Origin of the sequence: Halobacillus sp. A1 (assembly GCF_024189295.1) — a bacterium.
In the GTDB taxonomy this organism is placed as follows: Bacteria; Bacillota; Bacilli; order Bacillales; family Halobacillaceae; genus Halobacillus_A.
This window is the reverse complement of record NZ_JAIZEN010000012.1, coordinates 70313-89311: the sequence shown is the minus strand read 5'-3', so window position 1 is coordinate 89311 and position 18999 is coordinate 70313. Positions and strand designations below refer to the sequence as shown.

Here is an 18999-nt window from a genome sequence, read left to right as displayed (position 1 = left end):
GGTGGGAGCAGGCACTTTCATTGAATTTTAGAGGGACCTCACAAATTAAATTTTTGGGAAGTTCCTTTTTTAAATTAAAATTTTTGACTCATACAATAAAGAAACTCTAAAACCTCATTCCGATGAGGAGTGGTTTAGAGTTTCTTTATTTTTTTTAGCTTCTTTATTAATTGTACTGAGGCTCTTTAAGACGATTCTTTGCTCATGAAGTATGGTAGCCTGAGTTGCTGCAAGCCGTCCAGAAGGAACACGGAAAGGGGAGCAGCTTACATAATCCATGCCTGGATCAAAGCCAGAACTGGATCAATTCTTTTTCACCACCACGGTCGCCACGACTGAATCCAAACGTTGTCTGAGTTGGATCGTTGGTTCCAAAAGAGAAAAAGTCTACCTCTTCGGCAAATTGATCGGCTATTAGCGCTGCGCGGGGTGTTTCAATCATGGTTCCATTCAAGTAGTCGAATGCCTTCCCTGTTTCTCCCTGAATTTGGTCTCCAATTGTAGTTACCATTTTGCGCATCTTCTTAAGTTCATTCACAACATGGCATTATCCATCATTCCAGGCATCGAATGTACGGCACCTTGTTCTCGACATAAAAAAAGTGGTTAATTTTAACTTTCTGTCCAAAAAATTTGCTTGCGACAGCCTTTACCATTAGTTTAGCTGTATCCCCAATCGAATCTGAAACGACAAAGACCGTTTTATTTATTAATCACTATCAATTCCCCTTTTCTTAAAGTAATAGAAACAGCATTTTTAAGTATAGAACCCATATATTTCTTATTACTCCCCTCCCAAGTTCTCTCAATATGTTCTCTGAGTTTAAGAGATAACAATATTATTGACAGAATGAAGACCTCTAAATAATGGAGAAGTTCTTTATGTATATTATAATTCATAAAATTATAAATTTTTCAAATCATTTTATATTTACTACTTTATAGAACGCCTCTATTCTCTTGTTTTAAAGGTTTCTATTAATTTCCTAGATAACAGTTATTAGTGATTCATATAAAAGAAAGGCATTTTCTTATGCTATGTTTTTAGTAAGCAAGAAAGGAGCTTATTGAATATGGCACAACAATCAGTTGCACATCAATTAGAGGATTCTAAAAAACAAAATAAAAGTCCAGAATTAAAATCAAATTCGAAATTAGCGTGGATAGGCGGAATTGCTTTTACTTTTTTCATTGCTTTATTAGGAGTTGGTTTATCGCAACTCTGGGGGTTCGATCGTGTGGGGCCAATGGCTAGTGCAATAATTATCTCAATTGTATGCCGCCAGATTTGGGAATATCCAGAGAAAATCCGTCCAGGCATTGAATTCTCTGCTAAAAAATTGCTGAGGGTTGCCATAGTTTTATATGGTCTAAAATTGAATATTGGAGTGATTTTTAACCAAGGAATGCCACTCCTTCTACGTGATATTGCAACCATTGCTTTTGTAATGGTGGTTATGATGGTGATAGCCAAGTGGTTGAAAGCAGATTTTGTACTTTCTCTATTGCTTGGAGTTGGAACAGCGGTGTGTGGAGCTGCAGCAATTGCGGCTGTATCACCGATCGTTAAATCAAAAGAAGAGGACACGGCTATAGGGGTAGGTATCATAGCTTTAGCTGGCACCGTGTTTGCTTTATTTTATACAGTGCTCCGCCCTGTTTTGCCGATTTCGGACTCTGATTATGGAATCTGGTCTGGCATAAGTTTACATGAAATTGCCCATGTGGCTATGGCTGCTGCTCCTGGGGGAGAGGATGCTCTAGCAATTGCGTTATTAGCTAAACTAGGTCGTGTTTTGCTATTGATTCCTTTATGTTTTATTCTCATTTATTGGATGAATAAACGAAATGCTGATACTGGCAAAACAAAAGTCGCCTTTCCTTGGTTTCTAATTGGATTCATAATTATGAGTCTGTTTGGAAGTTATGTTATTGGAACTTATATTTCCATCCCTTCGTATCTGATGGATGGAATTGCAGATCTCTCCACTTTTATCTTAACCATGGCTATGGTAGGGCTTGGTCTTAATGTTAGTTTTCAGGCAATACGCACTAAGGCTGCCCGTCCATTAGTCGCTATGCTCATTACTTCAATATTGCTAACGGTCATAACTTATTTCACATTGTAGTCCTTGCAAAAATATTTTAATTATTAAAAAATTGTTGTAATTTAAATTTTCTCTTGTTATCATTGTTTTTAAAATATTTTGAATATTTAAAAGTTTGCGAAAGTGGAGGTTGCTTATGGAATCTGAAAATGAATTGGTTTTTAATCAGGCGATTCGTACTGCAGACATCTTAGTGGAAATGCTAGGTTCAAAGTGTGAAGTGGCGATCCATGATTTTAGTGATCTAGAACAATCATTAATATATTTAGCGGGAACATTAACTGAGCGCGGAATTGGGTCACCGATTACTGATCTTGTGCTCAGAGAACTGCAAACAGATGATGGTGAAGTGAATGACTTTGCTAATTATAAAACAGTTTCCAAAAAAGGGTTGGTTATGAAGTCATCTACGGTGTTTCTTCGAGATCAGCACAACAAAGTAATTGGAGCATTGTGCATTAACATTGATATAAGTTTACTTATTCAAATAGGAGGTGAGATTCAGGACTTTATTAAATTTAATGAGGAGAAAACTAACAAAGAAAACTTTTATAACACCATTCATGAAGTCATTGAAGACATGACCCAAAGAGTTTTGCAAAAATACCATAAGACAGCTACATTGCTTGAGATGGAAGAGAAGGTTGATGTAATAAGAGAACTTGATAAAAAAGGGGTTTTTCTTATGAAAGGTTCTACTGAATACTTAGCAAATGTACTAGGGGTATCCAAATATACAATATATAACTATCTGCAAAAAATTCGTTCAGAAACAGATTTCATTATAAATAGGAGTTGATCACATGGTAAAAACAATTCAAACAAAAAAAGCACCAGCAGCAATTGGAGCATATTCTCAAGCAGTAGAGAAAGGAAATTTGCTTTTTATTTCAGGCCAATTACCTATAAATCCTGAAACCAACGAAATGAGTGAAAGTATAGTAGAGCAAGCAGAGCAATCACTTAGGAATATTCAAGCGATTCTAAGTGCCTCTGATATGACTTTAGAACACGTTGTTAAAAACACGATTTTTGTTACTTCATTAGAACAAGCTGCGGCAGTAAATGAAGTTTATGCCAAGTTTTTCAGAGAAACTCAACCTGCTCGAGCAATGGTAGGTGTTAAAGAGCTACCAAAGAATGCATCAATAGAAATAGAATCAATTGCAATGCGGTAATTATTAGAAAATAGCAAATAAATTTTAGGAGGCTTATCCATGTCATTTAGTTATGTATCTCATTTATATTGTCCAAAGTGCGATAACACGTACAGCGTGGAAGAAAAAAATCAATTGTGTGAATGTGGTTCACCACTTCTAGTAGCTTATAACATGCAAGAACTTAAGGCCAACTTAAAACCGAAAAATTTGCTTGAGAGAAAAGCGGATTTGTGGCGCTATCATGAACTTCTTCCTATTCAGAATATTGAGAATGTTGTTACATTAGGAGAAGGATTGACACCTTTACTTCATATGAAAAATACAGGGCAAGACATGAATATTCCTAATTTATACATGAAGGATGAAGGTTTAATCCCTTCTGGTTCCTTTAAATCCCGTGGGGCTGCTGTAGGAGTATCAAAAGCAAAAGAATTAGGTGTTAAGGAACTAGCCATGCCTACAAACGGCAATGCAGGGGCAGCATGGTCACTATATTGTGCACAAGCTGGAGTGACGTCGACTATTGTAATGCCAGTGGACGCTCCTGAGATAACCAGAAAAGAGTGTACCGCAGCTGGTGCTTCTTTATATCTAGTAAATGGATTAATTGGCGATGCAGGAAAAATTGTTGCACAAGCAGTAAAAGACTATGATTTATTTGATGCTTCTACACTTAAAGAGCCGTACCGGATCGAAGGTAAAAAAACGATGGGACTAGAGATAGCTGAGCAATTTGGTTGGGAGGTACCCGATGTGATTCTTTACCCAACCGGTGGGGGCGTAGGACTGATTGGAATATACAAAGCGTTGCAAGAATTACAAGAGCTGGGGTGGATTAAGGATAAGATGCCAAGATTAGTTGCTGTACAAGCTGAAGGATGTGCCCCAATTGTGAAAGCCTGGAAAGAAGGAAAATTATCAGCAGAACCTTGGCAGGATGCTGAAACAGTCGCTTTTGGCATAAATGTAGCAAAAGCTTTGGGAGACTTTTTAATTTTGGATGCCATCAAGCAAACAAACGGTTGTGCTATTGCGGTCAGTGATGAAACTCTATTAGAAGAACTAAATAAGGTTGCGTCAGCTGAAGGTGCTTTTGTTTGCCCAGAGGGAGCTGCAGCATTCGCCGCTGCTCGTAAGTTGCGGGAGAGCGATTGGATTAAGCAGGATGATCGTGTAGTTGTATTGAATACGGGTGCTGGTATTAAATATCCAAATACTGTTGAAGTCGATGCACCGATTTTGCAACCCGAGGATAAAATTGTAAGGGATTATGTAAGATAACTCATTATTATTTAAAAATAGCCCCTCTTTGCAGTGAGGGTAAAGTTATTAGTGTGGACCACACTAATAATAATATGGCGAAGAAGTCACCTGCCTGCTTATAGTAGGGATTGTTATGCAAGAGTATTCCCCGTGATAATTACCGATATAAGTCCAATAGTTCGCTCACATGTAAAATTATTTTATTTATCGGGCTTCATTTACCTTAGATATGTGAAATATACAGTCATTGTTTATTTGGGGATGATGGATGCCCTGGTAATTAAAATAGAAATAAACAATTCCTTGTCAATTAATAAAATTACGAAAAGGAGTGATAGTTAGTGGAAAAGAGGACGGAGTTATCAAAGACACTAAAACCACATTGGGTCGTTGCAATTGCTTTTGGTTCCGCTATAGGGTGGGGGGCATTCGTGCTCCCTACTGATTGGATGAGAGAGGCTGGGCCTATGGGGGTGATATTAGGCGTCTTAATTGGCGCTATATTGGTAATGGTCATAGCTGTGAGTTATGGTTACCTGGTTGAAAAATTCCCTGTTTCCGGGGGAGAGTTTGTTTTTACCTACTTGGGATTTGGACGAACAAACGCATACATATGTGGGTGGTTTGTAACATTGTCATATGTTACCTCAGTGGCTTTGAACGCATCTGCCATAGTTGTTCTTTTTAAATTTTTGTATCCCAATGTAGTTGAAATAGGTTATATGTATACAATTGCCGGGTGGGAAATATACTTCAGTCAAATTGTCTTAGCAGGTATAGCTTTAGTTGTATTTAGTTTGGCGAATATAAAAGGAATTTCTATCACTGGTAGAATGCAATATATTTTTAGTGTGATTTTGTTTTCGGGCGTACTATTTATGGGGATAGCTATGACTCTACATCCAGACACCTCATTTTCAAATCTTCAGCCCGCTTTTAATACGAGTATAGGTGGGTGGTCATCCATTCTCGTAATTGTAGCAACTGCGCCATTCTTATATTCAGGCTTTAACAATATTTCGCAGGCATCTGAAGAATTTAATTTCTCTTCTAAGATGGCATTCAAGTTGATGATCTTCGCACTTGCCTGCGGTGGAATCGTCTATGCTGTAATGGTTTATGCAACTGCTATGGGTGCTCCTTGGCAGCAACTGACAAGCACTAATCCTGTGTGGGGTACTGGTGATGTGGCAACTGATATGTTTGGTGGAATAGGGATGTTGATTTTAGTAGTGGCACTATGTATGGGGATTTTTACTGGAATTAACGGTTTTCTTGTTTCCTCCAGCCGAATGTTACTTGCTATGGGAAGAGCACGAATCTTACCACGTATTTTTACCAAAGTTCATCCGAAATTTAACACACCTTATGTCGGCATTATTACTGCCGCATTTATTTGCTTTATCTCGCCATGGTTTGGACGTCAAGCACTGTTATGGATTGTTGATATGACAGCAACAGGGGTTGCAATTGCATATGCTTACACCTGTGCATCAGCATATACGTTTTTTAATTGGCAAGATAATCCTGTCCGGAAGGTTTTTTCCTTAGCAGGAACACTTATCAGTCTGGTATTTTTAGGCTTGCTCTTTATTCCAGGATCTCCAGCTTTCCTCGCTTTACCATCCATCATTGCATTAGTAGCTTGGGTTTTACTGGGTGCATTATTTTATCTAATTAACAGACAAAGATACAATAAAATACCCAAAAATGAATTGGATTACTACATTCTTGGAAAAGAACTGTCGGATATCAGCGACGAATCGGATGATATCTCACGAACGGGCATGTGATACCTTCCTTAACTATACCTAAATTAGGAGATGAATTAAATGGTGAAGTACATTAAAGAGAGCGAAAAGCAATCTAAGCAAAACACAGGAAACGTAAGAGAAATTGTGATGAATGAGTTAAATAATATTAAAGAAAATGGGGAAGAGGCAGTCAGGTTATTGTCTGAGAAATTTGATGGGTGGAACCCTGAATCTTTCAGAGTTTCACAAGAGGAAATAAGTCGAGCCATCAAAACCCTTCCTGAGACATTTAAACAAGATACCCAGTATTGTCAACAACAAGTTAGAGATTTTGCGAAAGCACAGTTAGAAACTCTATCTGAGTTTGAAAAGGAAACTCAGCCGGGAGTGTTCTTGGGTCAGAAATTAATTCCAATGGACAATGTAGGTGCATATGTACCTGGAGGTCGTTTTCCTATTGTTGCTTCTGTTCAGATGAGCACTATCCCTCCAAAAGTGGCCGGAGTCGAGAGAGTTATTGCATGTTCTCCTTCAAGAAACGGTGAAGGAATTCACCCAGGTGTCCTGTATGCGATGAACTTAGCAGAGGTTGACGAAATCTATTCACTTGGAGGTATCCAAGCTATAGGAACAATGGCTTATGGAATTGAGGGTATTAAACCAGTGGACTTTATAGTTGGTCCAGGTAACGCTTTCGTTGCTGAATCTAAGCGACAGGTATTTGGGGAAGTAGGAATTGATCAAATTGCGGGGCCAAGCGAAAATTTAATTATTGCAGATGAGTCTGCAGATCCCGTTCTAATAGCAGCAGATATTTGGGGACAATGCGAGCATGATTTCAATGCTGTGACTATATTTATTACAACATCGGAAGAATTGGCGAGAAAAGTCCAAAAAGAAATGGAAACACAAATCATTTCCTTAGACACTTCAGAAGTAGCTAAAGGATCCTGGGAGAAATATGGTGAAATTATTATAGTGGAGGATAAACAAGAAGCGATAAAAGTTGCAAATGATTATGCGATTGAACACGTTCAAATACAGGCTGAAGATTTAGATTATTATTTGGAAAACATGAGGAACTATGGTTCGTTATTCCTTGGGGAAGAAACGACTGTAACATATGGAGACAAAGGTATCGGCACCAATCACATTCTACCAACAGGCAAAGCCGCAAGATATACTGGTGGGCTATGGGTTGGTAAATTCCTTAAAACGGTTACTTATCAAAAATGTACAAAGGAAGCTAGCAAAAAAATAGCACCGATTATTGCCAACCAGTGTCGTTATGAAGGCATGTCTGCCCACGCCGTAACTGCAGAAGTAAGAGAGAAAAAATTCTAGCTCTGTCATGAAGAATGAAGTATAGGTTAATGGCTAAGGAGGTTAAATTTATGTGTAACCCAAAATCAGAAAACCGTTTAGTCTTTAATAAAGAGTTTACGAGACAGGAACCTATTCCAGAGGATGGGATTAAACGGGCCATGGAAATTATGGAGACCGGCCGACTTCATCGATATAATACTGTGAGGGGTGAAGTTGCTGAGACCAGTCTTCTAGAAAAAGAGTTTGCTGATTATGTAGGAACAGCATATTGTACTGGTTTATCGTCATGTGGGAGTGCGATATATGTTGCACTAAAAAGTGTAGGTGTGTTGCCAGGTGACAGAATCCTTTGCAATGCTTTTACATTAGCTCCCGTGCCTGGCGCAATAATGAATACGGAAGCAGAACCAATTTTTGTGGAAATTGATGAGAATTATCTAACGGACCTTGATGATTTGGAAGAGAAAGCTGAAGCATCAGGCGCTAAATTTTTCCTTTTATCGCATATGAGAGGTCATATTGTTGATATGGATCGCGTAACGGAAATTTGCAACCGGTTTGGAATTACAATGATTGAAGATTGCGCGCACACGATGGGGGCAAAATGGGGAGATAAATTCACAGGAACTTTTGGTGAAGTTGGATGTTTTTCCACTCAAACCTATAAGCATATCAATTCTGGTGAAGGTGGGCTGTTAGTTACAAACGATGATAACGTGGCAGCAAAAGTTATTCTGTACTCTGGCTCCTATATGCTTTACGAAAAGCATATTGCCAAACCGCCATTAGAAGTCTTTGAAAAATACAAACAAATGATACCTAATTTCAGTTTGCGTATGTCAAATCTCGTTGCTGCTTTAATAAGATCCCAGCTTCCAGAATTGGACAAGCAATGCACTCGTTGGAATGATCGATATAAACTGATAGAGAAAAGACTCAGGGGGACTCCCTATATCCGTCTACCTGAGAGAAGCGTAAAGGAACACTTTGTTGGCTCATCCTTTCAGTTCACCATTAAAGGTGCCCCGGTTTCTAAGGTCAAACAATTTATTAATACATGTTCAGATCGAGGAATTGAAATTAAATGGTTTGGGAGTATGGAACCTAAGGGGTTCACAAGCAGGTTTGAAAGCTGGGAATACTTTGGCAAAACAAATCCTTTACCCAAAACAGCCGAACTCTTAAATTTCATGTGTGATTTTAGAGTACCTTTAACTTTTAGTTTAGATGACTGTAAACAGATTACAACTATTATTCAGCAAGTTACTGAAGAAGTTATGCCTTAGTTTATAAGGGTGCTGCGAGCTTTTCATCTACACAATGGTTGGGTTTCTTTTCGAATGCTATAGTTAGTAAACAATCGTGTTCTTTATATTAAATTCCTTAAATAGGCATAGAATTTCTTATAATTAGCCCCCGATATCAAATATGTTTAGAGCCTGTTTTGATCAATCTTTTTCAAAAGCAGGCTTTTATCTTTTGGCTGCCTAAGCCTTTTAAACCCTATTTAATGTCAGTTTTTATCTGTATCCAATAGAATGTAAATAAGGAGGGCCTCTTTTGAATCTAGAACACTTAAAGACTTTTCATACAGTTGCTCTTAAAAAGAATTTCTCTCAAACGGCAAAGACCTTACATATTTCTCAACCAAGTGTTAGTTTGCAAATCAGGCAATTGGAAGAATATCTAGGAGTCACCTTATTTAAACGCACTACTAAAAGTGTATATTTGACTCCTGCAGGTGAACTTTTGTTAGAATCCGCAGAAAATATCTTAAAGCAAGTAAATGATACAAAAAAAAGCATTGAAAAGCTCTCACAAAAGACAAGTGGTAATTTAATCATAGGTGCAAGTTTAACTATTGGAGAATATATTCTACCCTATCTCTTAGCAGAATTCAGTCGTAAATACCCTAATATAAAACTTGAATTAAAATTTTACAATTCTCAGCAAATCATCGAAAAATTAAATGACAAACAAATTCACCTTGGGTTTATCGAATCTATGATTTCGTACCCTGAATTTACACAAAAAGCTTTTTTGCAAGACGAATTGGTTATCATAGCTTCTTGTGATAAATCTACTTTACAAGGAGAAAATGGTTATATTTCTACTTCAAAACTTTTTTCCTTACCTTTTATTTCACGTGAAGAAGGTTCTGGCACAAGACAGGTAATAGAAGAAAAACTACAACATAATAATTTAAATCCTTCAAAATTGAACGTTATTCTAGAATTAGAAAATACTGAATCCATTAAATCAGCTGTAGAATCAGGTATGGGAATTTCTATTATTTCGAGAGCAGCTATTCAGAAAGAGATCCGTCTAAATACTCTTAAACCTTTAAGAATCGTGGACATAAATTTAACAAGGTCTTTGTATACCATTTTTAAGGATTATGACCTTTCTCTACCGGGAGAAACTTTTCAATCTTTCGTTGTCGATTACTATCGAAATGAGAATAGTATACCATTTTCTTATGATCATATTTAAACTGATTAATTTTACCAAACATAAATAGAAAGTACATAAGATTTTGTTACATTTCTAGTTCTAGAGGATTTTGGGGTCTGCCCTTATAGCCCTTCATCAGCCTTTAAAGATGCTAATCAATGATACAGCGTGGCTCATACCTGAAGGACGAAAATATGCCATGAATGAATTTACTCATACCGACTTTGGTATTTTCAATAAAAAGCCTCTATTAGTAGTTGAAGTAGATGGATACAAGTTTCATGAGAATAATCCAAAGCAGTTAAATAGAGATCAAATGAAAGATGAAATACTGAAGAAATATCCCTATTAAGGATTGAACTTGAAAATATCAGAGTCGAGCAAGGAAATTCTATGAGGAAACAGAGAACGATAAGTACTTGTGATAAAATGGAAGAAATGATTGAAAGAGGAGGAAACAGATGAGTATATGGTTGTTCCGAGCTGGGAGGCAGGGGGAGTACGAGAACAAGTTTTTACAGGATAATCGAGTGTATTTGACCTGGGATGATTTAAAGATAGATTTATCTGTGATCAGCGAAAAGGGAGAGCTTTATCAGGCACTTATTAACCTCTATGATCTTGAAAAAGAAAAGAAGGCGGTTAACTGGGCTTCACAGATCTGGCCGATCGCTCATAGGATGGAAGTTGGAGACTGGGTAGTTCTTCCTTCGAAAATGAACCGAACAATACATATTGGGGAGATTACTGGGGATTATCAGTACGAAGAATCAAACGGGAGCCCTTATTATCATTTTCGTGATGTGAAGTGGTTTGCGAAGGATATTCCGCGGGACCGTTTTGACCAGGACTTGTTGTATTCATTTGGCGCCTTTATGACAGTCTGTAAGATCAAACGAAACGATGCGGAGAAAAGAATCCGTGAGATGTATCGGAATCACTGGCATATCAAAAAAGACAAAACGATCGAGGATCTGGTTGATGAAAATGAAGACCAGGTTACGTTTGATTTAGATGAGTACATTTATGATCAGATTTCCAAGCGCATCATTCAGCGATTTAAAGGACATAACATGGAGACATTAATTGAAGAATTACTTAAGGCTAAAGGGTTTACCACTTATCGAAGTCCAGAAGGAGCAGATCACGGCGTTGATATCCTGGCTGCCTCTGATACGCTCGGCTTCGGGCATCCGAGAATTTGTGTACAGGTGAAGACGTCTGATACTCCTCTTGACCGACCTACATTAGACCAGTTAATTGGTACGATGAGTAACTTTAGTGCAGGTTTTGGTTTATTGGTTTCATGGAGTGGCTTTAAAAATTCCGTGATGAGAGAAGTTCCAAAGCAGTTCTTTAAAGTACGCTTATGGGATTCGAAAACGGTAATCAATGAGATCTTCAAAAATTATGAGCATTTAAGTGACGAAATTAAAAAAGAGATTCCGATTAAGAGAGTATGGATGATGGATGAGAGTGATAGCTAAAAGAAGGGTTAAAACCATCCCACAGGTTTTAACCCTTCTTTTAATGAAATTTTTAACTCCCCTGTATATAATAACAATGAAAGTTGTTAACGATATTCGGTTATCCAACTCAAAAAGGAGTGACCTCCCATGTCCCAGAAACCCATTCTCAAAATAGAAAACGTAGGAAAAGTCGAAGGCGATAAAGTATGGTTTCATCCCTTTCACTTCCAGCTAAACCAGGGCGAAGTGGCTGCCATCCAATGCGATCACATAGTGGGTCGGGTATTATTTAATGTTCTAACCGGAGAAGAAGCGGGATCTGGCAGGATGTCTTACTTTGATCAGCCTCACCCTAAAGACTGGAAGCGGTATAGCCATCGTATTGGGTTGGTGAGTCATGATGAAGGGGTATATGAGCGTTTGACTCCTTATGAATATGTACAGTTTTTCCAGCAGCTTTATGGCAGGAAAGCCGATATTAATGAGTTATTACATAAAGTGAATCTACCGATCGGGAAGTCTCGTCGGATTAAGCACCTCAATTATTCGGAGCGAAGGCGGTTGTCTTTTGTGAAGGCGCTTGTTCATCAGCCGGAGCTTGTGATTTTAGAAGAGCCTGATCAGAACATTGATTTAGAAAGTAAGGTGCTCTTGCGGGAATTGATCAATGTGCATACGGCTGAAGGCGGTGCGGCTTTGGTGATTACGAGTAATATGGAGAGTGCGGTGATCTTGACGAATGAGGTGTACCGCTTGAATGAAGAGGGTTTGAAGAAGATGGATGTGCAGGAGCCGGACGAGGGAGCGGGGGGCGATCAGCCCGATCAGGAAGATGACAGCCAACCGGAGCCTGAGTCGAGTGCGCACGTTCAATTGGAGCGGATTCCTGCGAAGGTGAAGGAGAAGATGATTCTTTTTGATCCTACGGAGATTGATTATGTGGAAAGTGTGGATGGTACGGTGCAGCTGCACGTGAAGGGCGGTGTGTTTCCGTGTGCGATTACGTTGCAGCAGTTGGAGGAGCGGCTGGAGCCGTTTGGGTTCTTTCGCTGCCATCGTTCGTATATTGTGAACTTGCAGAAGGTGCGAGAGGTGATGACGTGGACGAGAAACAGCTACAGCTTAATTCTTGATGATCATCATAAGAGCAATATTCCTTTATCGAAAGGCAAGCTGCAGGATTTAAAGCAAGTATTGCGCATGTAAGTGAATATTTCCCGGGAAATTGTCGGGACAAGTCGTTTGATTCACAGCTTTCTATACTCCATTGGCCTTTTGTGATGTTTCATTCATAGTTTCATAGCTCCATTCACCCTGTGATTCACTCCTTTCATGCTGCTTTTAATGCTGGGTTGACGAGAGCGTTATAAGCTTAAGTCATCCAGTTGCGAAAGCAGAAAAGGGGAAATGAATATGAATAGCATTATTGACGTCACGAATGTTCATAAGGAATATGACGGAAAAAAAGCGTTGGACGATTTGTCGTTCTCGATTCAACCTGGAGAAACGTTTGGCTTCTTAGGGCCGAGCGGGTCGGGTAAAACGACGACGATTAAGCTGCTGACGGCTCAAGAGGGGTATCAGTCGGGAAATGTTCACGTGTTTGGGGCTTCTGTGGAAAAGTTAAAACATCCGAAGCAGATGAAGCGGATTGGTGTATTGACGGATAATACCGGTTTGTATGAGCGGCTAACGGTCGAAGCGAACTTAAGGTTGTATTGTAAATTGTACGATGTATCCTATCAACGCATTGACGAGGTGCTGCATGAAGTAGGATTAACAGGGGAAGAATCTAAGATTGTCAGCAAGCTCTCCAAAGGAATGAGGCAGCGTGTGACGTTGGCTCGGACGATTTTGCATAAGCCGGAATTGTTATTTCTTGATGAGCCGACGTCTGCCCTGGACCCTGTCAGTACCGAGCGAATTCACAGCATTTTACGGACGTTAAACGAAGAAGGCACCACAATTTTCTTAACGACCCATGATATGTATGAAGCGGAACGAATATGTGACCGTGTCGCTTTTTTAAATAAAGGACACATCCAATTGCAGGGGCCGCCGCGGGATCTGCGGGTGAGCCATTCGGATTCTTCGATCACGCTCTTGCTGAAAGATGGAAGAGAGCAGCTCGTCGGCAACGATCATGAAGGAGCGGAACGTATTGGGGCAGCGATCGCCAGTCAACAGCTGGCGTCTGTGCATTCCAATGAGCCAACTTTAGGTGATATTTTCGCTCGTGTTACAGGAAAGGAGCTGTTCTAATGATATCCGTCAAACGAATTCAAGCGGTTGTGATCAAGGATTACCGGGATCTTTTGAAAAATGCGTATATGCTGTCTACGGCTGTCATTCCGCTGTTCTTTGCGCTTTTATTAAATCAGGAGGGAGAAGTTCAGACAGCGGCTGTCTTTATGCCGATCACGCTTACGATGGTCATCGTTGGTTCTTTTATACAGGCGGCTGTCATCGCGGAAGAAAAAGAGAAGAACACGTTGAGAGGACTGCTCCTGTCTCCGCTCAATACAGTAGAGATTTTCATTGGGAAAAGTGTGATTTCTGCTGTTGCAAGCCTCATTATGATTGTGGCGGTCGTCCTGATCGGGAACATACCGCTGCCCGATCAGATGCTGCTCACCACGGCAGCGATGGTTATTAGTCTCACTATATTTATCAGTATCGGGACGATTCTCGGACTGGTTTCTCGTACGGTCATGGAAACGTCGGTCATCGGCATTCCTGTGTTGTTCATTTTTGGCATGGGTGACATTTTTCAAACGATGATTGAAGCCGAGTGGCTTATTGATGCAATGGGCTATTTGCCCGATCAGCAAATCGGCCAGCTGCTTCTGCAGTTGAATAACGGTCAGGCTGTTGGTGACCACATCCTCGTCTTATCGATATGGGCGGTCGCCAGTGTGATCGTCACGATTTATATTTATAAAAAGCGCCGGTTTGATTGATCGCGTGTTCCCTGCTCATTACTTTTTAAAGTAATGGGCTTTTTTTATGGTATAGCGGGCTTAACTCTATGAATGTTCAGGCTCTCACTTTTAACCTAACTGGAAATAGTTTATAATTTAATTATCAGACAAGAGTGATTTTTAAATCTATAAAACGCTATCATAGGAATTAATCACAGAAAAGGTGTACTTACGTGAACGTCTGCATCTTTTCACCAAATATTTGGATGTAAGGATGGTTAATGATGAGCAACAGAGAAGCTAATACAGATGTGATTTTAATTGGTGCAGGTATTATGAGTGCTACATTGGGGTCACTGCTGAAGGAATTAGTGCCGGACTGGAATGTGAAAGTGTTTGAAAAGCTAGGAAGTGCGGGAGAGGAAAGCTCCAACGTATGGAATAATGCAGGGACGGGACATGCTGCCTTGTGCGAGCTGAACTACACGCATGAACATCCGGACGGTTCGATCGATATTACGAAAGCGATTAAAGTAAATGAACAGTTCCAGGTGTCTAAACAGTTCTGGTCTTACCTCGTGAACAGTCATATGATTCGTAACCCACAGGAGTTTATTCTGTCACTGCCTCATATGAGTTTTGTGCAAGGGAAGAAGAACGTTGAGTTTTTAAGAAAGCGCTATGAAAAGATGGGGGCGAACCCATTGTTTAAGGATATGGAATTTTCCGATGATCCGGAGCAGCTTAAAGAATGGATTCCGCTCATGATGGAAAATCGTAAAGTGACAGAGCCGATTGCCGCTACAAAAATTGATGCCGGCACGGATGTGAATTTCGGTGATTTAACACGCAAGTTGTTCGATCATTTAGAGAGCAACAATCTTGAGGTCAACTACAAGCGTAGTGTGGAAGATATTACACGCACGAGCGACGGTCTGTGGGAAGTCAAAGTGTTTGACCATGAGAATGGGAAACTTGAATACCATACGGCGAAGTTCGTCTTCATAGGAGGCGGGGGCGGCAGTCTGCACCTGCTTCAGAAAACCGGTATCCCTGAATCCAAGAACATCGGCGGCTTCCCAGTCAGCGGTCAGTTCATGGTCTGTAAAAATCCTGAAGTGATCGAACAGCACCATGCCAAAGTTTATGGTAAAGCGAAGGTAGGGGCTCCCCCTATGTCTGTGCCGCACCTGGATACACGCCTGATCGACAATAAAACGTCGCTGTTATTCGGCCCATTCGCCGGTTTCTCGCCGAAGTTCTTAAAAACAGGATCTCTATCCGACTTATTAACTTCTGTGAAAAAAGATAACCTCTTCACGATGATGGCGGCAGGGGTCAAAAACGTGTCCCTGACGAAATACTTGATTGAACAAGTCATCCAGTCCAAAGAACAGCGTATGGAAGAGCTGCGTGAATTCATTCCGAACGCAAAAAGTGAAGATTGGGAGTTAGTCACGGCCGGACAGCGTGTTCAAGTAATCAAAGATACAAAAGCCGGAAAAGGAACGCTTCAATTCGGAACAGAAGTGGTCACCGGCGCTGATGGTACCGTCGCGGCCTTATTAGGTGCTTCACCTGGCGCGTCAACGGCAGTATCCGTCATGCTTGAAGTATTAGAACGATGCTTCCCGCAGCATATCAAAGAGTGGGAACCGAAGATCAAAGAGATGATTCCTTCTTACGGAATCTCATTATCGGAAAATCCTGATCTGATCCGTGAGATTCATGCTTCAACGGATCGGGCGCTTAAGCTGGAAGGCGAGAAGTACGCAGAATCAATGTAAATAAGGCTAAATAAAACTAAAAAGAAACACCTAGGCTGCCATGACTCTACATTCAATTAGAGCCGGCAGTCTGACTTATGAAAAGGTTGATCATAATTCATGGACGACTCGACTTTTTATCGTAAGGTATGATTAGTTAGTTTCGGCGTAATGAATGATTTCTTCGGACTTTAAAGAAGAGTATAAAAATTAAATGACGGCATTATCGAAGCTGTCCCCTCGTTGGGAGATGCTTGTGGTAATGCCTCATTTTTTTCTTTCTGGTATTCTCTTAGACGTGTATTGAGCTATGCTTGATTCCTGTTAAGGGTGTAAAAGGACGAGTTAAATATTTGAAAATAAAAGGTTGACAATTAAATGAAAGCGCTTTACTATGTGTGTGACGGGTTACATATGCATGAACTTATATTTTTTTGTGTAGTATGTAACGGGTTACATATGTATGAAAACAGGGAAGTGATTGGCCGATATGTCCACGATTAGAGATGTAGCAAAGTTAGCGGAAGTTTCAGTCGCTACGGTCTCCCGCGTACTTAATGGAAATGGTTATGTGCGGAGTGATACAAAAGAAAGAGTTGCAGCGGCAATTAAACAACTGAACTATCGCCCCAATGATGTAGCGCGTAGTCTTTTTAAAGGTCGTTCTAAGATGATTGCTTTGTTTGTTCCAGATATTATGAACCCTTTCTTTCCGGAGCTGGCACGTGCAGTAGAAGACATGACGAAACAACAAGGGTTTACCTTTGTTTTATGTAATACAGATGATGATCTTACAAAAGAAATGGCTTATTTAGATGCATTAAAACAAAAGTCTGTTGATGGGATCATTATTGTATCAAGTACGATGACGGCAGAATACATTGAAAGCTTTGATATACCAGCGGTGGCGTTGGATCGTATTATACATTCAAATATTTCATCAGTAACCGTAAATAATCGTGAAGGGGCTAAGGAAGCCGTTCAGTATTTAAAAGAAATCGGTTGCCAAAGGATCGCTCATGTGACGGGGCCTGATCATGTCAGTAACGCAAAACAACGATTAAAAGGTTACTTAGATGTAGTAGAAAAGGAAGAATGGTTTACCTCTGATTTTATTGAACAGGGAGAGTATCACTTTGAAGGTGCAAAAAAAGCGACAGAATCCCTTTTAACAAAGTTCCCTGAAATTGATGGGTTATTTGTAGCTAACGACTTAATGGGAGTAGGAGCGATCAAGGGTGCAGAGTCTTTAGGTATATCCGTTCCAGGCCAGCTTTCTATTATTTCGTTTGATGGAATCAAGCTTGGGGAGACCACGTCACCCGCATTAACAACCATGGCTCAGCCTATTTATAAAATTGGGGCGCGTGCTGCAGAGATACTTATCCAACAAGTGGAAGAAAATGAATCTAAAACCTTAGTCGAAGAATTCTCCGTAAAGCTTATTGAACGAGATTCTACTCGGAAAAAGGGAGAGGATCAATAATGAATGAAACATCAACGGTATGTGTAGTTGGCAGCATCAATATGGATTTAACCGTTTCAACTTCTGTTATTCCTAACCAGGGAGAGACGGTAATGGGCGAAAGCTTTGCTACCTACCCAGGTGGAAAAGGAGCAAATCAGGCTGTCGCGGCAGCAAGATTAGGAAGCGACGTTAAAATGGTGGGAGCTCTCGGTGATGATGTGTTCGGCATTAGCTTAAAGGAACATCTTCAGCAAGAAGGAATTGACACTTCCTCAACGGAACTCTTCAATGAACAATCTACTGGTACGGCAACGATTATTTTATCCAACAACGATAATCGAATTATCGTTGCTCCAGGAGCGAATCAATTGGTCACGCCTTCTTACGTGGAAAAGCACAGAGCAGCAATTGAAGAAAGCGACATCATACTGCTGCAAATGGAAATACCGATAGAAACGATTTCCTATGTTGTTACCATTGCTAAGGAGTTTAAGATCCCAGTTATATTAAATCCTGCTCCCTATCAGCCTTTACCAGCTGCGATTTTAAATCAAGTTGATTATATGACTCCAAACGCTTTAGAAGCTGAGCTTTTTAAACAGGAATCTATAGCTGACGATTTGCTTGAGAAGTGGATTACAACCAAAGGCGAGCTCGGCTCTTGCCTATATGTAAATGGAAAAGAGGTGCACATTCCTGGTTATCCTGTACCTGTTAAAGATACAACGGGTGCTGGAGATACGTTTAATGGAGCATTAGCAACTCAGCTTGCCCAAGGCATTTCGACAAAGAAAGCTGTATCCTTTGCGAATGCAGCGGCCGCTTTATCTGTAACTGAGAAAGGGGCGCAAGGAGGAATGCCGACGTTAGATGAGGTACAGAACTTCTTAAAAGAAAGGTTAGAAGAGATATGAAAAAACACGGTGTATTAAATAGAGAAATCGCTAGTGTTTTAGCACGATTAGGACATACAGACACGATTGTTATTGCAGATTGCGGCTTGCCAGTCCATGACCAAACGAAATGTATTGACGTTTCGCTTTCCCTCGGGATTCCTGGAGTACTGCAAGTGATGAGAACACTAATTGAAGACATGGAAGTTGAAGCCGTAACGGTTGCTGAGGAAATGGAACGCAATAATAAGCAAATGTTCACAGAACTGCACAAAGATTTTGCTTCTAAAGATGTTCGCATTGTCTCACATGATGAGTTAAAAAAAGCAGCAAAAGAGGCAAAGGCTGTTATTAGGACGGGAGAAGCGACACCTTATTCCAATTTTATTTTACATTCAGGAGTCATTTTTTAAGAAA

18 protein-coding genes and 1 pseudogene are annotated in these 18999 nt (G+C 40.1%); 17 read left to right on the top strand and 2 right to left on the bottom strand.

The genetic code is table 11. The annotated features are described in order from the left end of the window. Positions 1 to 114: 114 nt before the first annotated feature. Positions 115 to 538 (bottom strand): annotated as a pseudogene (locus LF817_RS13525) (putative PEP-binding protein); the annotation flags it as partial. Positions 539 to 554: 16 nt separating this feature from the next. Further along, a complete protein-coding gene (locus LF817_RS13520) occupies positions 555 to 710 on the bottom strand; it encodes a kinase/pyrophosphorylase (RefSeq protein WP_371925064.1) in 156 nt (51 codons plus the stop codon). Positions 711 to 1073: 363 nt separating this feature from the next. Between LF817_RS13520 and LF817_RS13515 the strand changes: the two genes are divergently transcribed. From LF817_RS13515 to rbsD, 17 genes are all read left to right on the top strand, one after another. Then, positions 1074 to 2129 (top strand): YeiH family protein, encoded by a 1056-nt coding sequence (locus LF817_RS13515; protein ID WP_253936348.1) that lies wholly within the window; start codon positions 1074 to 1076, stop codon positions 2127 to 2129. Between the two features lie 115 nt (positions 2130 to 2244). Further along, positions 2245 to 2907, top strand: coding sequence for a helix-turn-helix transcriptional regulator (locus LF817_RS13510; protein ID WP_253936347.1), 663 nt, complete (start codon positions 2245 to 2247; stop codon positions 2905 to 2907). Between the two features lie 4 nt (positions 2908 to 2911). Further along, positions 2912 to 3286 (top strand): Rid family detoxifying hydrolase, encoded by a 375-nt coding sequence (locus tag LF817_RS13505; RefSeq protein ID WP_253936346.1) that lies wholly within the window; start codon positions 2912 to 2914, stop codon positions 3284 to 3286. A 39-nt stretch (positions 3287 to 3325) separates the two neighbouring features. Beyond that, positions 3326 to 4549, top strand: coding sequence for a threonine synthase (locus LF817_RS13500; RefSeq protein ID WP_253936345.1), 1224 nt, complete (start codon positions 3326 to 3328; stop codon positions 4547 to 4549). Positions 4550 to 4872: 323 nt separating this feature from the next. Then, on the top strand, positions 4873 to 6324 hold the full coding sequence (locus LF817_RS13495) for an APC family permease (RefSeq protein ID WP_253936344.1): 1452 nt from the start codon (positions 4873 to 4875) through the stop codon (positions 6322 to 6324). A gap of 39 nt (positions 6325 to 6363) precedes the next feature. After that, positions 6364 to 7629, top strand: a complete 1266-nt coding sequence (hisD, locus tag LF817_RS13490) for a histidinol dehydrogenase (RefSeq protein WP_253936343.1) — start codon at positions 6364 to 6366, stop codon at positions 7627 to 7629. Positions 7630 to 7658: 29 nt separating this feature from the next. Next, positions 7659 to 8897 (top strand): DegT/DnrJ/EryC1/StrS family aminotransferase, encoded by a 1239-nt coding sequence (locus LF817_RS13485; protein WP_253936342.1) that lies wholly within the window; start codon positions 7659 to 7661, stop codon positions 8895 to 8897. 274 nt (positions 8898 to 9171) lie between these two features. Next, the gene (locus tag LF817_RS13480; protein WP_253936341.1) at positions 9172 to 10104 is read left to right on the top strand and encodes a selenium metabolism-associated LysR family transcriptional regulator; all 933 of its coding nucleotides are present in this window, start codon (positions 9172 to 9174) and stop codon (positions 10102 to 10104) included. A 160-nt stretch (positions 10105 to 10264) separates the two neighbouring features. Then, positions 10265 to 10417 (top strand): PDDEXK family nuclease, encoded by a 153-nt coding sequence (locus LF817_RS13475; protein ID WP_253936340.1) that lies wholly within the window; start codon positions 10265 to 10267, stop codon positions 10415 to 10417. A gap of 109 nt (positions 10418 to 10526) precedes the next feature. Further along, positions 10527 to 11552 (top strand): restriction endonuclease, encoded by a 1026-nt coding sequence (locus LF817_RS13470; protein ID WP_253936339.1) that lies wholly within the window; start codon positions 10527 to 10529, stop codon positions 11550 to 11552. Between the two features lie 129 nt (positions 11553 to 11681). Further along, positions 11682 to 12740: a LytTR family transcriptional regulator DNA-binding domain-containing protein gene (locus LF817_RS13465; protein ID WP_253936338.1), complete on the top strand. Its 1059-nt coding sequence runs from the start codon at positions 11682 to 11684 to the stop codon at positions 12738 to 12740. A 207-nt stretch (positions 12741 to 12947) separates the two neighbouring features. Further along, positions 12948 to 13796, top strand: a complete 849-nt coding sequence (locus tag LF817_RS13460; protein ID WP_253936337.1) for an ABC transporter ATP-binding protein — start codon at positions 12948 to 12950, stop codon at positions 13794 to 13796. Next, positions 13796 to 14494, top strand: a complete 699-nt coding sequence (locus tag LF817_RS13455; RefSeq protein ID WP_253936336.1) for an ABC transporter permease — start codon at positions 13796 to 13798, stop codon at positions 14492 to 14494. Before LF817_RS13460 ends, LF817_RS13455 begins: the two co-directional genes overlap by 1 nt. 245 nt (positions 14495 to 14739) lie before the next feature. Continuing rightward, a complete protein-coding gene (locus LF817_RS13450; protein WP_253936335.1) occupies positions 14740 to 16242 on the top strand; it encodes a malate:quinone oxidoreductase in 1503 nt (500 codons plus the stop codon). Between the two features lie 469 nt (positions 16243 to 16711). Next, positions 16712 to 17707, top strand: coding sequence for a LacI family DNA-binding transcriptional regulator (locus tag LF817_RS13445; RefSeq protein WP_253936334.1), 996 nt, complete (start codon positions 16712 to 16714; stop codon positions 17705 to 17707). Next, positions 17707 to 18603, top strand: a complete 897-nt coding sequence (gene rbsK, locus LF817_RS13440) for a ribokinase (RefSeq protein ID WP_253936333.1) — start codon at positions 17707 to 17709, stop codon at positions 18601 to 18603. Before LF817_RS13445 ends, rbsK begins: the two co-directional genes overlap by 1 nt. Continuing rightward, positions 18600 to 18995: a D-ribose pyranase gene (gene rbsD, locus LF817_RS13435; protein ID WP_253936332.1), complete on the top strand. Its 396-nt coding sequence runs from the start codon at positions 18600 to 18602 to the stop codon at positions 18993 to 18995. Before rbsK ends, rbsD begins: the two co-directional genes overlap by 4 nt. Positions 18996 to 18999: the final 4 nt, after the last annotated feature.

Excerpts from the sequence above, each read along its gene's own strand:
- LF817_RS13515 (WP_253936348.1), top strand. The coding sequence starts at position 1,074 with ATGGCACAACAATCAGTTGCACATCAATTAGAGGATTCTAAAAAACAA.
- LF817_RS13510 (WP_253936347.1), top strand. The coding sequence starts at position 2,245 with ATGGAATCTGAAAATGAATTGGTTTTTAATCAGGCGATTCGTACTGCA.
- LF817_RS13505 (WP_253936346.1), top strand. The coding sequence starts at position 2,912 with ATGGTAAAAACAATTCAAACAAAAAAAGCACCAGCAGCAATTGGAGCA.
- LF817_RS13500 (WP_253936345.1), top strand. The coding sequence starts at position 3,326 with ATGTCATTTAGTTATGTATCTCATTTATATTGTCCAAAGTGCGATAAC.
- hisD (WP_253936343.1), top strand. The coding sequence starts at position 6,364 with ATGGTGAAGTACATTAAAGAGAGCGAAAAGCAATCTAAGCAAAACACA.
- LF817_RS13485 (WP_253936342.1), top strand. The coding sequence starts at position 7,659 with ATGGCTAAGGAGGTTAAATTTATGTGTAACCCAAAATCAGAAAACCGT.
- LF817_RS13475 (WP_253936340.1), top strand. The coding sequence starts at position 10,265 with ATGAATGAATTTACTCATACCGACTTTGGTATTTTCAATAAAAAGCCT.
- LF817_RS13470 (WP_253936339.1), top strand. The coding sequence starts at position 10,527 with ATGAGTATATGGTTGTTCCGAGCTGGGAGGCAGGGGGAGTACGAGAAC.
- LF817_RS13465 (WP_253936338.1), top strand. The coding sequence starts at position 11,682 with ATGTCCCAGAAACCCATTCTCAAAATAGAAAACGTAGGAAAAGTCGAA.
- LF817_RS13460 (WP_253936337.1), top strand. The coding sequence starts at position 12,948 with ATGAATAGCATTATTGACGTCACGAATGTTCATAAGGAATATGACGGA.
- LF817_RS13455 (WP_253936336.1), top strand. The coding sequence starts at position 13,796 with ATGATATCCGTCAAACGAATTCAAGCGGTTGTGATCAAGGATTACCGG.
- LF817_RS13450 (WP_253936335.1), top strand. The coding sequence starts at position 14,740 with ATGAGCAACAGAGAAGCTAATACAGATGTGATTTTAATTGGTGCAGGT.
- LF817_RS13445 (WP_253936334.1), top strand. The coding sequence starts at position 16,712 with ATGTCCACGATTAGAGATGTAGCAAAGTTAGCGGAAGTTTCAGTCGCT.
- rbsK (WP_253936333.1), top strand. The coding sequence starts at position 17,707 with ATGAATGAAACATCAACGGTATGTGTAGTTGGCAGCATCAATATGGAT.
- rbsD (WP_253936332.1), top strand. The coding sequence starts at position 18,600 with ATGAAAAAACACGGTGTATTAAATAGAGAAATCGCTAGTGTTTTAGCA.